This is a genomic window from Terriglobales bacterium (assembly GCA_035651655.1).
Classification (GTDB): domain Bacteria; phylum Acidobacteriota; class Terriglobia; order Terriglobales; family Acidobacteriaceae; genus DASRFG01.
In genome coordinates, this window is record DASRFG010000023.1 from 23,470 (window position 1) to 38,653 (window position 15,184).

General features: G+C 56.5%; 13 protein-coding genes and 1 tRNA gene. 9 read left to right on the top strand and 5 right to left on the bottom strand.

The window, feature by feature from the left end; all coding sequences use genetic code 11:
* Positions 1–17 precede the first annotated feature (17 nt).
* The gene (locus VFA76_08590) at positions 18–1,835 is read left to right on the top strand and encodes an HD domain-containing phosphohydrolase (GenBank protein HZR31895.1); all 1,818 of its coding nucleotides are present in this window, start codon (positions 18–20) and stop codon (positions 1,833–1,835) included.
* A gap of 18 nt (positions 1,836–1,853) precedes the next feature.
* On the opposite strand, the gene VFA76_08595 is transcribed toward VFA76_08590, so the two are convergent.
* Complete coding sequence (locus VFA76_08595) at positions 1,854–2,771, bottom strand: hypothetical protein (GenBank protein HZR31896.1); 918 nt, start codon at positions 2,769–2,771, stop codon at positions 1,854–1,856.
* 140 nt (positions 2,772–2,911) lie between these two features.
* Between VFA76_08595 and ftsY the strand changes: the two genes are divergently transcribed.
* Genes ftsY through VFA76_08610 form a run of 3 tightly spaced genes read left to right on the top strand, consistent with a single transcriptional unit; the run spans position 2,912 to position 5,736 of the window.
* Positions 2,912–3,862, top strand: coding sequence for a signal recognition particle-docking protein FtsY (ftsY, locus tag VFA76_08600; GenBank protein ID HZR31897.1), 951 nt, complete (start codon positions 2,912–2,914; stop codon positions 3,860–3,862).
* Positions 3,863–3,921: 59 nt separating this feature from the next.
* Entirely contained in the window at positions 3,922–5,082 is a 1,161-nt protein-coding gene (gene ribD / locus VFA76_08605; protein HZR31898.1) for a bifunctional diaminohydroxyphosphoribosylaminopyrimidine deaminase/5-amino-6-(5-phosphoribosylamino)uracil reductase RibD, read from the top strand.
* Positions 5,083–5,094: 12 nt separating this feature from the next.
* Positions 5,095–5,736, top strand: a complete 642-nt coding sequence (locus VFA76_08610) for a riboflavin synthase (GenBank protein ID HZR31899.1) — start codon at positions 5,095–5,097, stop codon at positions 5,734–5,736.
* An 8-nt stretch (positions 5,737–5,744) separates the two neighbouring features.
* Here the strand turns inward: VFA76_08610 and VFA76_08615 are convergent, their stop codons facing one another.
* Together VFA76_08615 and VFA76_08620 are read right to left on the bottom strand one after the other, a co-directional pair.
* Positions 5,745–6,929: an MFS transporter gene (locus VFA76_08615; GenBank protein ID HZR31900.1), complete on the bottom strand. Its 1,185-nt coding sequence runs from the start codon at positions 6,927–6,929 to the stop codon at positions 5,745–5,747.
* Positions 6,930–7,050: 121 nt separating this feature from the next.
* Positions 7,051–7,251: a hypothetical protein gene (locus tag VFA76_08620; GenBank protein ID HZR31901.1), complete on the bottom strand. Its 201-nt coding sequence runs from the start codon at positions 7,249–7,251 to the stop codon at positions 7,051–7,053.
* A gap of 71 nt (positions 7,252–7,322) precedes the next feature.
* Here VFA76_08620 and VFA76_08625 point away from each other — a divergent pair, with 71 nt between their 5' ends.
* Positions 7,323–7,583: a helix-turn-helix transcriptional regulator gene (locus VFA76_08625; GenBank protein HZR31902.1), complete on the top strand. Its 261-nt coding sequence runs from the start codon at positions 7,323–7,325 to the stop codon at positions 7,581–7,583.
* Here VFA76_08625 and VFA76_08630 read toward each other — a convergent pair.
* Complete coding sequence (locus VFA76_08630; protein ID HZR31903.1) at positions 7,580–10,378, bottom strand: bifunctional YncE family protein/alkaline phosphatase family protein; 2,799 nt, start codon at positions 10,376–10,378, stop codon at positions 7,580–7,582. The genes VFA76_08625 and VFA76_08630 overlap by 4 nt on opposite strands.
* 317 nt (positions 10,379–10,695) lie before the next feature.
* On the opposite strand from VFA76_08630, the gene VFA76_08635 reads away from it, so the two are divergent.
* The 3 genes from VFA76_08635 to VFA76_08645 are packed head-to-tail and all read left to right on the top strand — an operon-like array spanning position 10,696 to position 12,726.
* On the top strand, positions 10,696–11,124 hold the full coding sequence (locus tag VFA76_08635; GenBank protein HZR31904.1) for a hypothetical protein: 429 nt from the start codon (positions 10,696–10,698) through the stop codon (positions 11,122–11,124).
* The gene (locus tag VFA76_08640; protein HZR31905.1) at positions 11,105–12,100 is read left to right on the top strand and encodes a YihY/virulence factor BrkB family protein; all 996 of its coding nucleotides are present in this window, start codon (positions 11,105–11,107) and stop codon (positions 12,098–12,100) included. The genes VFA76_08635 and VFA76_08640 overlap by 20 nt, the downstream gene beginning before the upstream one ends.
* A 53-nt stretch (positions 12,101–12,153) precedes the next feature.
* Positions 12,154–12,726: a hypothetical protein gene (locus tag VFA76_08645; GenBank protein HZR31906.1), complete on the top strand. Its 573-nt coding sequence runs from the start codon at positions 12,154–12,156 to the stop codon at positions 12,724–12,726.
* 206 nt (positions 12,727–12,932) lie between these two features.
* Here the strand turns inward: VFA76_08645 and VFA76_08650 are convergent.
* Positions 12,933–13,009, bottom strand: a tRNA-Asp gene (locus VFA76_08650).
* Between the two features lie 437 nt (positions 13,010–13,446).
* Here VFA76_08650 and VFA76_08655 point away from each other — a divergent pair.
* Complete coding sequence (locus VFA76_08655) at positions 13,447–15,093, top strand: hypothetical protein (protein HZR31907.1); 1,647 nt, start codon at positions 13,447–13,449, stop codon at positions 15,091–15,093.
* The last annotated feature ends 91 nt before the right edge of the window (positions 15,094–15,184 follow it).

The window sequence follows — 15,184 nt, forward strand, 5'->3', positions numbered from 1 at the left end:
CGATGAGCACGCGATCTTTGCTGCGCAGACTGCCCATACCCTCGCGTATTCCCATCTTGTACTTGATCCTCGCCGTTTTGATCTCGGTCAGCGTGGTGCCCATGTACTTCTATTCCAGACAGTTGGTGGGCAACAACCGTGATCGGTTGAAGACCAACGAAATGCTGCTGCAAAACACCATTACGCGCTCTTTGGCGGACGATATTTCGCACCGCCTGGGAACGGTGCGCCTGATGCTGAGCAATCTCTCTTCGGCCATGAAAGTGGCCAGCGGTGGCGATTTCAGCAACCGCCATGTAAGCGCTCCTGAGCTGCGCGCATTGCTAGAGAATTTTGTTTCTTCCTCAGACGATCTGGCTTACGCCACCTTACTCAACAGCGAAGCCAAAGGTATCTCAGCCGGGCGTATCACTCCGGATGCATTTCTCCAACGTGAACTTGAGCGTGCCTATGCTGCGTCGCGGGACGGGCGACCTTATAACGGCGAGGCACTCACGCTACAAGACGGGAAAAAGAGCCGCACCATCATGCTGCTAAGCGCGCCGGTGATGGTGAACGGACATTTTGTGGGTATGATCGGTGGCGTGGTTGACCTGCAGTTCCTTATCAGGCGTTTGCAGGAAGTGAGTACGGGCGGCCTGAGTACTTACGTGGTCGACCGCCAGGGCCGACTCGTGGCAGGCGCTACTCCTGAATTTGCTACCGGCCAGGACATGTCGAATGTCGAGATCGTAAAGAATTTTGTGGACCAGGGCGGCCGCGCGCAGTTCGTTGCCACGAAGGAATTTGAGATAGGAATGGGCAAGCAGAGAATCTCCATGCTGGGGACCTACAGCCCAGCGCCTTCCCTGGAGTGGGCGGTCATCGTGCAGAAACCCCAGCAAGAAGCTTACCGCGGTGTCTACGAGATGCAACGCACTGCTGGACTGCTGGCGTTACTGCTGGTGCTGATCAGCCTGGCGATCAGCAGCTTTGCCGCACGCCAGATTACGCATCCTTTGGAAGTGCTCACCGAATCCAGCCGCGCCATTGCGCGTGGAGATTTTTCGCAGCGGGTTCATCTGAAGAGCCGCACAGAGATCGGCGAACTGGCCGAGACCTTTAACACTATGTCTCAAGACCTGGAGCATTTTGTAGCCGACCTTAAGCGCGCCGCGGAAGAGAACCGGGCGCTGTTCTTCGGATCCATTCAGATGCTGGCGGGCGCGGTTGACGAAAAGGACCCCTACACTCGAGGTCACTCCGATCGCGTTACCAGGTATTCCGTCCTGCTCGCCACGGAGCTTGCCTTGCCGCCGGAGTTTATTGAGATCGTGCGCATCTCAGCCCAGCTGCACGATGTGGGCAAGATCGGAATTGAGGACCGGGTGTTGAAAAAGCCGGGTGCACTTACGCCGGAAGAGTTCGAGATCATGAAGACCCACACCACCAAGGGCGCGAACATTCTGCGCCCCGTCGAGCAATTGAAGGAGATGATTCCGGGCATCGAGTTGCACCACGAGTCGCTGGATGGACGCGGATATCCTCACGGCTATCAGGGCGAGCAGATTCCGCTGCTGGCGCGCATCATTTCAGTGGCCGATACCTTTGACGCCATTACCACGAACCGTCCTTACCAGGCGGCACACGACCCCGCATATGCGGTACGGATCATCAATTCCCTGGCTAACAAGCGCTTCGATCCCAAAGTGGTGGCTGCCTTGACCACAGTCTTTTATCGGGGAGAATTGCACGTACGCTCGGTAGCCACTGCCACTCCGTTGGAAGCAGCGTCGAAGGCCCAGGCCGAATTGCCACCTGATGTAGCGGCTGCCGTCGAGAGCGGACGGTTCTAGAGTCGCTTGCGAAAGATCCTAAGTGCCAGCTCCTGGCATTCCTCTTTGCCCAGCAGTCGGGTTCGAAGCGAGTTGGTGTTGCAGCCAGTCTGGTTCGGTTCCAAGCCCGCTCAAAACCGCCGCCCCGAGAGCAAACAGCCCAAAAATGAGAAGCGGGATAACGCCTAGCAAGGGAATGCCCTGTAGCAGGCCTACAACAATCGCGCCCACTACAACCGCGCCTATTCCAGCGCCGGTGGAGGTGATCCGATGGCCTACCCAAGCACTAACACCCGTATACCCCACGATTACGATCACAAACATCGCAAGGCTGCATGCTCCTATGATTAGCAGGCTTGCCGGTCCGGCCCCATGTGAGAATGTAACCATTACGGAGAAGGCAACGCAGGCGCCCAAACCCGCGAGGAGAGCCAATCCGGTGTGGCGGCGCAAAGTCAGGACAATGGTTTGGACTCGTCGCTCTCCGAGAATGGCATAGCCCAGTACAGCCAGAAGAACTCCGACTAATAACAGGCCAAGCAATGGAGCCAGCAGCAACAATCCCATTCCTTTGAGTCCCAATGGCAGGCGCTGGTTGACCGCTTCTCCTTTGATCTGCGCGCTGGGCGCCCGTTGCAAGCCGCCTCCGACCGCGGTTGCGTCACCATGCAGAACAGCTTCCGGCCCCAGCTGCAGAGCCCCGCCGACCACCACCACGTCTCCCTGGACGTCTCCGTTCACCTGGACAGAACCGCCTACCGACACCACATCGCCGGTAGCCTTACCTGCAATTCGTATGGAACATCCGATACAGACAATGTCTCCAGCGGTTTCATCCGGGCCGACGTAAACCGCCTTTCCGAATTGCACTACATCATCGTCGTCTTTATCGGCGTAAGCTGCTGGAACAAGCAGGGCTAGCGACACGAAAAGCAGAACCACTATGGAAGTTCTCATAGGGAAACTCCCCAACCGCCATCAATCACCAGGACGCAAGCGGAACGATATCGCGGTGGATTTCTGGCTGTCAATGAGTGCACCGGGCGAGCCTCGCCGGTTGTCTATAATTGGAGAGATAACACTTATTCAGGTAAAGCATGATTCAAACCTTATTTGGCAGCGTCGAGCAAACACCCGGATTGTTAGACCGCATGAAGGAGGCGGTCTCGCGCACTCGCGAGAATCTTAGCGAGCGGATCGAGGACGTAATTTCCTTCAACAAGGAAATTGACCGCGCCACACTTGATGACCTGGAGGCTACCCTTATTGGGGCTGACCTTGGGACGACGACCACCCACGAAGTGCTGGAGAAGTTGCGGGACAAGGCAGACCGGAAGCAGATCAAGGACGTGCAAGAGCTCAAGCGTCTGTTGAAGGAAGAGCTGTTGTCCGTACTCAATCAAGGAAATTCTCAACCCGTGCAAAAGGTGGATGGCGTCCCGGAGGTCATCGTAGTGGTGGGGGTCAACGGTACCGGCAAGACCACGACTATCGGCAAGCTGGCCAGCGTACTGCAGGCCGATGGAAAATCGGTCCTGCTGTGCGCAGCGGACACGTTTAGAGCAGCGGCGATTGACCAACTGGAGATTTGGGGACAGCGCACGGGCACGGAAGTAATCAAAACAAAGCCGGGTGGCGATCCTTCGGCCGTGCTCTTTGATGCCCTTCAGGCCGCCACCGCCCGCCATGTGAATTATGTAATCGTGGATACGGCCGGCCGTCTGCACACCAAGACGAATCTGATGGCAGAACTGGAGAAGATGCGGCGTACTGCACAGCGCATCATTCCCGGCGCCCCTCACGAGACCTTGCTGGTGATGGACGCTACCACCGGCCAGAACGGTTTGCAGCAGGCGCGCTTGTTTACGAAGTCGGCGGGTGTAACCGGAGTTGTGCTCACCAAGCTGGATGGCACCGCAAAAGGGGGGATTGTCGTTGCCATCAGCCGCGAACTGGGATTGCCGGTCCGTTACGTGGGAGTAGGCGAAAAGGCCGGCGATCTATTGCCGTTCCAGCCAAAGGAATTCGTGGATTCCCTGTTCGAATAAGAAGGGCACGTCGCAAGGGCGCCCGGAATTCCGTAGATTCACTTGCACTTACTCATGAGATGACAAAAGCTACTGACGAGCAGTTCATGCAGCAGGCGTTGCAATTGGCCGAGCAGAGTGTGGGGTTGGCATCACCCAACCCCAATGTGGGAGCGTTGCTGGTTAGCGATTCTGGCGAGGTGGTAGGCAGCGGCCATTACACTTATGACGGCCTTAAACACGCAGAGGTGATTGCGCTCGAGAAGGCGGGTGAACGTGCGCGTGGAAGCACCCTTTACATTAACTTCGAACCCTGCTGCCACCAAGGCCGTACCGGGCCTTGCACCGACGCTCTAACTGCCGCCGGAATTCGCCAGGTAGTTGCTTCTATCGCCGACCCAAATCCGCAGGTGCGTGGCAAAGGATTCGCCCGGCTGCGCGCTGCCGGAATTCGAGTGCTGGTTGGGGCGGGAGAAGCGCAAGCCAGCAAATTGAACGAAGCCTTTGCCAAATATATCCGCCACAAAACCCCGTTGGTGACGCTTAAAGCGGGCATGACTCTCGACGGCAAGATTGCGCCGCCCTCGGATGAATCCGCAGCTTCTGCGATCCTGGGTGGGGGCGGCGTGAGCGGCGGTTGGATCACCAGTGACGCGGCCCGAGCGCACGTGCAGGAACTGCGTCACCAGCACGACGCCATTCTGGTGGGAGTAGGCACTATCATCGCGGATGATCCTCTGCTGACGGATCGCAGTGGAAAGCCGCGGAGGCGGGCCCTTCTACGGGTGATTGTGGACTCACGGTTGCGGCTCCCGCTCGAGTCCCGTGTGGTGAAAACGGCAAAGGATGATTTGCTGGTGCTGTGCTCGTTTGCTGAAGAGAAGAAACGGCGGCAACTGGAGGAGCGCGGGGTTCAAGTGGAGCAAGTGCCGCTTGGTTCATCGGATGGGAGGCCGGGAATGCGGGAGATTGCCGTCCGTCTGGGAAAATCAGAGATAACCAGCTTGCTGATTGAGGGCGGAGCTATGGTTAACTGGACAGCGCTGGCCTCGGGAGTCGTGGACAAGGTCTTTTTGTACTACGCGCCCAAAATTCTGGCGGGAACGGGGTCAGTTCCTTTTGCTGCGGGACAGGGTTTTCGAAGGATGAGCGAAGCCGCCCATCTGCGTTCTTTCGCTCTGCACCGGTTCGGTGAAGACTTTGCGGTGGAAGGCTACTTGCGCGATCCTTACGGAGATTGAGACGGAGACACGATGTTTACGGGGTTGATCGAGGAAGTCGGACGCGTTCAGGAGATAGTCGAAGATCACGGCCAAAGGCGGCTAAGCGTGGCCTGCTCCCGGCTGGCGCGTGAATTAAAGAAAGGTGACAGCATTGCGGTCAGTGGCGTGTGCCTCACGGCGGTAGATATCGCCGCAGGCTCGTTCACGGCCGACCTTGCGCCGGAGACGTGGATGCGCACTTCTTTTTCCGGTATCGGCAAGGGATCGCTGGTGAACCTTGAACTGCCGATGAAAGCGGATGGCAGATTCGGAGGACATCTGGTTCAGGGACACGTTGATGGAACCGGAACCGTGATCAGCTTAGAAAAAATTGGCGAGGGCGGTGACTATTGGTTGCAGGTCGAGATCCCGGATGAACTCGGACGCTATGTGGTATTCAAGGGATCGCTGGCCGTAGAAGGAATCAGCTTGACGATAGCCCAGGTGGAAGGGAGAACGGTTAGGATTGCCATAATTCCTCACACCCTGGAAGTGACCAATCTTCGATCCCTCAAGCCGGGCGATAAGGTGAATCTGGAAGTTGACCTGATCGCGAAATATGTGGAGAAGATGCTGCGGCGTTCGGCGCCGGGTTCGGTTACGTTGGAGCGTTTAGTCGCCGAAGGCTTTTGATGTTGTACCTATCGTTGCTGTTCGATTTGGCGACGCCGAATCATCCAGATCGTAATGCAATTCACTGCTGCGCCAATCATCGGCAGGGCCATGCCGGCGCGCACACTGTAGGCTTGCGAGATGTGACCAACTCCCCAGGGAAATACGGCTCCTCCCGCCAGCCCGACCGCAAATAGCACACCGAAAACTGTTCCGGCGTTGCGCTGATAGCGGTCACCCGCCATGGCCAAGATGGTGGGAAAGATAGCGCTGAATGCGAAACCGGTCGAGGCAACGGCCACTGCGAGCAAAGGCAAAGAACGGACCAGCAACAGCACGGCGCAGGTCGCCAGTGAGACAGCAGCGCTCAGCAACACGAGTTGCACATCCTTTAACCACCGCAGCAGTCGCGATGCTGCCACGCGACCGAGCATCAGGCCCGCCCAATATCCCGCGAGCACCCAGGTTGCAATGCGGGCTTGGGCGCCGAGCGTGATCAAGTAGCTGGACGTCCACCCGCCGAGGACCGCCTCATTTCCTGATTCAATAAGCAGAAGAAATCCGAACAGCAGCAAGCCCGGATGTCGCAAAACCTCGGCGAGTTCTTGCAAAGAAATTGCGTGCGGCTCGCGGGTGGCAGGAAACGTGAGCAGCGCGTACAAGATGCCGCACATTGCCGGCAAGATAGCGGAAGCAATCAGCAATTCCGGAATCGGTATGCGGGTGGCGACGCTGGCGGTCACGAGCGGCATGAACAGCGCGCCGAAGCCATAAAATACTCCCAGAATGTTCAGCATGGGGCCGCGGTTCTCGGGATAAAGATCTGAGGCCAGAACATTGGCCGCGGTATTCAGGCCGCCCCCTCCTGATCCCAGGGCAAGTGTGGCGGCGGCAGCTGCCCAGAAAGACTGAGCAGCTGCAAAGGCGAGCAGCCCGCCAGCAACCAACAGGGATGAGACCAGCAGCACTGGCTTGTTGCCGAAACGATCAATGAGAGGCCCCACGCCCAAGGTCGCGAGACAGATGCACAGGTACAGCAACAGAAAGAGATCACCCTTTTGCACAAGATCTATGTGCAGCCGGGAGTGAACCTGCGGAAGTCCAAACAAGGTACCCAGCAGTGCTAAAACGATGCCGAACATGAACATGCCCGTGCAGGAAGCTGCGAAAAGACGCGTGCGCTTAATCGCAGGGCTCAGCGAGGCGGCGATCATCAGCGGTTCGCGCCGGCGAAAGGCTGGTATTGAGCAGACATGTTTGGCAGGGAGCTCGGCGCCTCGATTTTAACAAGCCGGTGAACGGGAGAGATGGGCGGTGGAATGAAGGGTGTGGAAATCAGAGCTTCTGAATGCGCTTTAACTCAACCTTCAGGGCCTCTGATACTCGCTTGGAGCGTCTTTCGCCACGTGCCACGCGGCTTACATATGAGCGATCCACCTTCAGTTTCCGGGCGACGCGGGCATACAAACCGCGATATTGAGCGTATCGCGCCAGCTCACGATTTTTGGTAGTATGTCCTGTCACCAATCGTGACACTCTGCACGTCCACCCTTGGGGACTTGCACTTTTAATATAACGCCAGCGTTAAGGGTGTCAAGAACTCAATTATGCGTACGGCAGCGAAGCTTGCAAGACCCGAGTGGGCGGAAAGAATTCTGAACCTGCGCGACAAGTTGGAACTCAGCCAGACAGAGTTTGCAGCAAAGCTTAACGTGTCTGCTATGGCGGTGTCCCGCTGGGAGCGCGCAATCAATGAACCTCCGGCAGAGGCTTATATTCAGCTCGGAAAATTGGCCGGTGTCCCCGAGTGTTGGTTTTTCTGGCAAAAGGCGGGGTTGAGCAAGTCCGACCTCAGACGCGCTCTTTAGAAGTGACGATGACGCGGTCCTCCCAAGGCAGCATGGTTGGAGAGCGGCATCGGCCGATTGCCCATGCGATCCCGCCACAGAATCGCGTTCAATTGGGACGCCTCGGCCCGGTCCTCGTGGGTGAAGTCCATGAGTTCTGAATCCTCTTCATCCTGATCCTTGCCGGTGGCGGCATTCATAGTAAACAACAATCCATTGTCGCGATTGCGATAGTCGGCGGTGAATGGCGGCTGATCTCCTTGTCCGGCAAAGAGCGGCGACATAACCGCCGCCCGCGCGTCGTTGTTGTTCATGGGCGGCAATCCCAACAGAGCTTCGATGGTGCGCACCAGGTTTACCGTGGTGTAGAAGTGGTGGTCGATAACCGGCTGTGCTGGTGAACCGGGTGAGTACTTGCTGATGACCAAGGCGATGCTGCGATGCGCATCAACATGATCGGCGCCATCCTGCGCGTCGTCTTCCAAAACGAGGATAGCGGTGTCGTCCCAATAAGCGCTGTGTGAAATTGCTTCGACGACGCGTCCAACCGCCAGGTCGTTGTCTGCAACGGAAGCTGAGGGGGTAGGCGAGCCCCGTCGCTTGCCCGAAGTATGGTCGTTCGGCAATCTGAGCAAAACGTAGGCCGGCAACTCTTCACCGCTGCCCTGTTGCCGCGCTCGGACGAATCCGCTGAACTCATTGAGGAATTCATCCACCCGTAGCTGGTCAGGGTATTCAACGCGGAAATCCGGGAAATTGGGATCGAAGTGGCCGCGCAATTCCGGTTTTGTGGGAAGGTTGTGCGCTGGTAACGGTATGCGCCAGGGATACGGGCTGGGCGACCCATGCGGCACTCCCACATTGGGGGGCAGAGGCTCTCCTTTTTTTACCTCGATCCGTCCGCACTCACTTGCTGCCGGGGAAGGCGTACCCTGCTGGGGGGATTGCTGGGCCTCGGTTTCGCCACACCACGATGTAGCCACGAACTCGCCATAATGGCGATATGTAAGGTGGTGACTGGCGACGCTCGTCCAAATGTAACCGGTTTGCGGCTCGTTGACGTCAGGTTCGTTGTCAGCTAATGGAGAGTTCCCTGCTACCTCGCCTTCGTAATCGTAGGTCCGTTCGCCACCACGGTAGGCAATCTGCCAGGTTTTTTCCGTGTAATCGCTGGTAATGGCGGCAGTGGACCAGACGTGCCCGTCGCCGGAAACCTCGCCGCTGTCGTAGAAGTTATCCAGAATTCCGAACTGGCGCGCCAATTTGTGCTGATTGGGCGTAATGTCCTCTCCGTACATGCAGAGCGAAGGGTCGCCATCGCCAGGTTTCAAATCCCCGAAGACCTGATCGTAGGTACGGTTTTCCTTGATGATGTAAATGACGTGGCGGATGGGATTCGTTCCGTTGCGGAACGCAAGCTGCCCCATTTCGCCATTCATTAAGTTGCTGTGCTCGACTTCCCGCGTAAGTTCTGCCAATTGAGGTTCCGTTTTGCTGATGCTCAGACGAGCGATGGATCCATGCAGCAGAGTCGCGATATAACCGGCCTCCGACGAGTGTTGGAGCATGGGATTGGGACTGGTTCCCTGCCCTTTGCCGCTGGCGATGAGCAAATCGTCGCCGCGGACCGCAAGCGCGGTGGGATACCAATCGGTGGGAATAAATCCGAGTGCCGCAACCGGGTACGACCCAGCCTCGCGATCCGCGAGCTTGGAAACATCGAATACCGCCACCGCGTCCGAGGAAGCATTAGCCACAAACAGATGTTTTCCGTCAGCGGATTGCGCAAGCGCGTTTGGATAGGTTCCTCCGTACTCCTGACCACGAAGACGGGTGGAAAGCAGTCCGCGTAATTTGCCGTCGCGTGTTTGCACAACCGCAACGGCGTCTGCATTCGCGAGTGTCACGTACAACAAGCTCTCATCGCGACTCAGCAGCATGGCGGTGGGATGAGAGCCCGCAGCGGTGGCGGATGACGGCTTGAGCAGCGGCACGGATCGGGTCACTCGACCGTGCTTGAGGTCAAGCTCAGCAACTTGCGATGCGTTCCAAAGGCTGATGAATGCGCGTTTTCCGTCACGAGTGACGACTGCGCCGTAGGGAAACGCCGACGGCACCAATGGACCGGTGCTCAGATCGAAACGCTTCAGGATCTTTCCTTTTCTCGGGTCGAGCAGCACAGCGTTATCTGAATAGTTGTTGGCGACCAGCAGCTTCTCGCTCTTACCTGGCACCACTGCGATGCCGGCGGGATAAGGAATCGCGCTGCCTTTGGGCACCTTTGCCAGGTCAGCGGGTACTTGCTTGCCTTTTGCCAAGGGTTGCAGCGGGATTGGAATGAATCGCTCTGGCGAGATTCGCCCGTGATCGAAACCATATACCGCGATGCCGTTGCCCGTGTCGCGTGGCCGCTTGCCGGTGGGATCAGTTATGGAAGCAAAGCCGGCATAGAGCCTCTGTCCATCGCCACTAAACGTCAGGCCGATGAAGAAGGACTGACGCGCGTGACCGGCGAGACGCGGCTCGGGAAAGTCGGAAATGTGATTGCTCTCCAGGTGGAGGACGGTGAGCGATTGCCGATATTCTGATTCGGCGGTCCCATAACCAGCATTCAGCGTCACCAAATAATGCCCGTCTGGGCTTAACGCAGCGGTTACAGGAAGGCCATTGGTATCACCTAAGCGACCCGGCACGGGAGCGACCAGCAACTTGCTTGTGGGCAGCTGCAATGTGCGACGGCTTGCAATCTCTCGCTGATAGGCAACGGCCAGGGTAGCCAGAAAGAACACGAATATTAATGCGCGCGGTTTCGTCAAGGTTGGCGTCCGTCTTGTAGTTGGATCAAAACCAGAGAGGCTCATTGTAACTGAACTACTGCTACACAGCTCTCCAGCAGAACAGAACGCCGAGTACTCTAGCTCACGTGAGTTAAGCGCCGGTCAACTCGGCTAAAGCCTTTCCGCTCAGCACCGGTTTTCAGTTTCGCGTGTGTAGCACCCTCGCGCGCGACATTGCATCTACGAACATTCGACCAAGGTTGGAGGCCATCCCGCTGTAAATGTGTAGGCCTCCAATCAAGAAGAACGACATCAGAGAGGTCTGGTCGCGAATTTATTTGTCCGGGAGGTTATTTGTGGCAATTTTACAAGCTGTTGTCAAAGGTTTAACAAAGCCTGCTCCTAAAGTCATTTCCCCCAACGTGCATGGCGTTCTGGATTACGTGATCGCTGCCACATTCTTTGTGGGAGGGATTTTCATGATGCGACGCAATAAACGTGCAGGTATTAGCGCATTGGCTTGTGGGGCAGCCGAGACCGTCACTAGCCTGCTCACTGATTATCCTGCCGGGATTGCTGAGCTGGTGACCTTTCCGACACATGGCAAGATTGATATGGGATTGGCGGCAATGACAGCTACCCTGCCAGGGTTTATGGATTTTGAAGATGAGCGCGAGAAGACGTTTTTTACCGCGGAAGCGGTGCTGATGACAGTGCTCGCCGGTCTGACTGATTTTGGAGACGGGCGCGGCTATCAAAGGGCATTTGAGCAAGAGGCTGCGTAACCTCGAGCAGGACCGGTCCGGAATTCCGCGTGTGCAGATTGGAGGGGTGATGGAATCGCAATGGCGTTTTGGCGGCCTGACACCGTTGCAGCTGGCCAAACGAGTGGGCCAGCAGATCAATCAAGACGATGTCTTCGGACGATCGGCTCAACTCGCCTACTATTTTCTGCTAGCACTGTTTCCTTTGCTGATCGTGCTGCTCTCGGCGCTGGGATATTTTGCTTCCGCGGGAACCGAGCTGCGAAACAGCTTGATGCAGTACCTCGCCCAAGCGATGCCGGGATCAGCTTCCCAGCTGGTGAGCCAAACGATTACGCAAGTTATTGAGGCGCGAGGCAGCGGCAAAATCGTACTCGGCTTATTGGGCGCGCTCTGGGCAGCTTCGAATGGGATGGGAGCTATTGTCGAAACCCTGAACATTGCATACGGAGTAAAAGAGACCAGGCCTTATTGGAAAAAGCGAGCGGTCGCGGTGGGATTGACCGCGGCGCTGGCGGCCCTGATTCTTTGCGCCTTAGTGTTGACCCTGTATGGCGGCAAGTTGGCGGAATTTATCGGCAGCACTGTGGGTTTAGGGCCCGCCTTCGTGATCACCTGGAAAATCGCGCAGTGGCCCATTGTGGTCGCCTGTATGGGCGTAGGGTTTGCCTTGGTGTACTACTTTGCCCCGAATGTGGAACGTCCGAAGTGGCATTGGGTGTCGCCCGGCGCTGCGGTGGGTGTGGTGCTCTGGTTACTGATTTCCTTCGGACTAAGGATTTACCTGCACTTTTTCAACTCGTACAACCAGACCTACGGATCGCTCGGGGCGGTGATCATTTTAATGTTGTGGTTGTACCTGACAGGCGCAGCAATCCTGATTGGTGGCGAAGTGAACTCGGAAATTGCCAAGGCAGACCAAGCACGACAGGCGCACCAGAGAAAACTCAACATTATCCAGAGTGATCTCGAACGAGATCTGAAACGGACCGCCTGAGCGCGTTGTTTTCCTGTATGCCCGGCACTGCTTGGAGTAATATACCGCCCGCGATGCAAACCCTTGGTTTGGCGGACTCCACGCCTCGTAGCGAAAGCCGTCTCAAGAGTCTCTTCTGGCCGTCAATTCAGAGTGGCGCCGATGTGGACTATCTTGGAGTGCAGGGATATTTGCTGTGCACAGCATTTGCGATTCTGGCGTTTCTCAGCTCGGTGGCAATCGGGCATCCTATCGCGGGGGCAGTAGCCTTCGTTTTTTACTATCTGAGCGGTGTTGGCATCCGCGAGCACAGCCGCTACGCCGCTGCAATGGCGTTTGTATTCGCGCTTGCAGAACTTCCAATTTTACCCAGCATACTGAAAGTCTTCTTTGTAGGGGTGCTATTTTCCAATCTGCGCGCCACTTGGATCGCATCCAGATGGAAGGCCGATACCGAAGAATCCGAACTACCGCCGCGCCTGACTGCGACATGGGGTGACAGATTTTCAGATCGGCTTCCGAGTTGGCTTTGGCCCAAAGTGCGGGCTGTCTACTATGTCTTGTCTGTCGCCTTCACGGTGCTGCTGCTTTTTGCTGGAATGGCCATGTTCATCCATCATGGCCCGTCATCAATAAGTCGGCGTTAGGAACATCCGAAGACGCCGCGGCCGGTGACCGAAATATCCGGCCATGGTTCGCGGCTGCCCTTTCCGTGTACCAGCAACAGATCCTCGCGCACAAAGTCACTTTTACAGCGCGCCGATCAACAGGACAAAACAGGCGGTTACGACACAAACGACGACACAAATCGTCGCGTATCTCAGGCGCTCTTGTCGCAAGCCATTGATAGGAATGGCGGGGACGACGGGACTCGAACCCGCGGCCTCTGCCGTGACAGGGCAGCGTTCTAACCAACTGAACTACGTCCCCTAAAAAGTTGGCGTCGGTATGGCTTCGGCTTGTATTGTACCGTATCGCGAGTTTTGGGGCGGAACCATAAAGACAGGTCAAGGGCTTGATCGCGTTCAATGTCACGGGCGAATACGCAAGACCCGAGTGTGCATAACTCTGCTTAATCCCAAGTTCTACACAAGACCGGGCAAAGCAATGCGACATTGTCGCAAAGAAGTGCAAGACCCTGCCGGCGGCCTCTGTTTCCTCTGAAATGCCCGTCAGTCGAGCGTTTTAGCCATAAATTCATAAAAAACTCCTTGACACGGCTAACGCAAAAAAGCAGAATCCTCCAACGTATTCACCCGTTTGTTCCCTTTTATTTGTTCCATCGGCCTAAGAACAAATTTCTTGTCTTTAAGGTGGGAACGGGATTTCATTTTTCCCCGGGCCAACCACTCTGAGGAGTGCAATCCATGAAGGTATCTAGAAGAAGCATGAAGCACGTCACACGATGTATCTGTACTGTGGCGCTAACCTTGTTTGTTGGCGGAATTGTGTGGGCGCAGGGTGCAACCCAAACCGGGGCGGTGCTCGAAATTAAAGGCACTGTTTCGCAGGGTGACGCCGTCAAGAACATTGACCTGTTCATAACCGATTCGCAGATTCATTCCGGGGCTCCGAGGTCGAGTCCATGCGACGAAATTCTTAGTGACTCTTACGTGTTACAAGGTGGATCGCCGAGTGGTTGCGATAACGAGCCAGGGGATCCGAGCTTCGAAGTGACCCAGAGTCATGGCCAATATTCCTTCACCACGGAGAGCTCACCAGGCTACCGACTCGATGTCACGACAGAATACCATTATGAGGGTTGCAACACGGCCGTAACCGTATGCGCCTCGCCTGACACGGGCTTCCTAACGGTCACGAACAATGGCCTATCCACTTTCACTGGAACGATAACTCTCTCAGGTAAGTCATCGGGTTGCGGGACAGTATCTGACAGCTCTACAGGGTCACTTTCTCCTGGGGATGGGCCCGATTCTCCCGGGGGCTCAGTCACTCTCGTATTGCCGACAGGCCCGCCCGATAGCGATTATATAAGTCCAAGCGACAGCAGCAGTTGCGGCGGATTTAGCAGTAACGTCACCGTCGGCGAGATCAAACCGGTAGCGCCAGGCACCACAACCGTCCTGCTACCGGACGGTCCGCTGACTCAGAGTATTACCTTCCCCGCCAGCACGCAGATGGGTGGCGTTGCCAAAATGAGAGACGTTCTGAGGCTGGTGGATGGCGCCGTTTGCGATGCCACAGTGGCGGCAGGAAATCCCGGAGACACCGCGTATTTCGGCGGATCTTCCATCCCAGGCCCACCGGCCGCGAACCCGCGTTGCTTGCGGGTTAGCGGAAATGACGCCGCGATCATAACCAACGAGTGTTTCGATGCGGCTGGCAATCAGTTCCCCGACTGCACGACCATTAATCAATCGGTGCCGAACCCGGCTTTAATCGGTCTGGACTCGCAGTACAGCAGCAGTTTGGATCCCACAAGCGGGGCATATGTGATTGCTCACGATGACGACTCCCACTTAATCGGGCATGTCCCGGGTCCCGACTGGACGAACATCACCAAGTCCTTCCAGCCGGGCTGCACCACCCCGCCTTGCGGTAGCGGTGGAGGTGGTAAACGTCTCAACGGTCAGGAGACGGTGATCGATCTCAATCTGGACTGCCAGCTTTTGGCATTCACGATTACGCCAAGGTCCGGCGCACCAACCGTGCCTCCGGGCGGCCTAGTCACGGTTGCAGGAAATATCAGGGGCTGCAGTCCTCAACCAGGATCCTCAACTAACGGCTATGGGCTACTCACTTTCACGTTTGAGGGGCCACATAAACAAGGTGGCGTCTGTACTCAGACGAGAGTGTCGCTGCCACCTCCTCCGAAGCCAGGCGCACAACAGGGTGGATTCCCTGTTCGCCTCGCGCCGGTGGGTTTCAATCGATCGTTTAGCTTCCTTCTGCCAGTCCCGAGCAATGCCTGCACGGGACTGTTTAAGTTCTCGACCACCATAAAGTCGGGCACTGTGTTCTACAACAATACGGCGCCACTTACTGTCCAGTAACCATTGCTTTGAAAACTAAACCGGGCCGCCAACGCGGTCCGGTTTTTTTGGGCCGCATGTTTGTAGCGACTAGTCTCAATACTTCATCTTG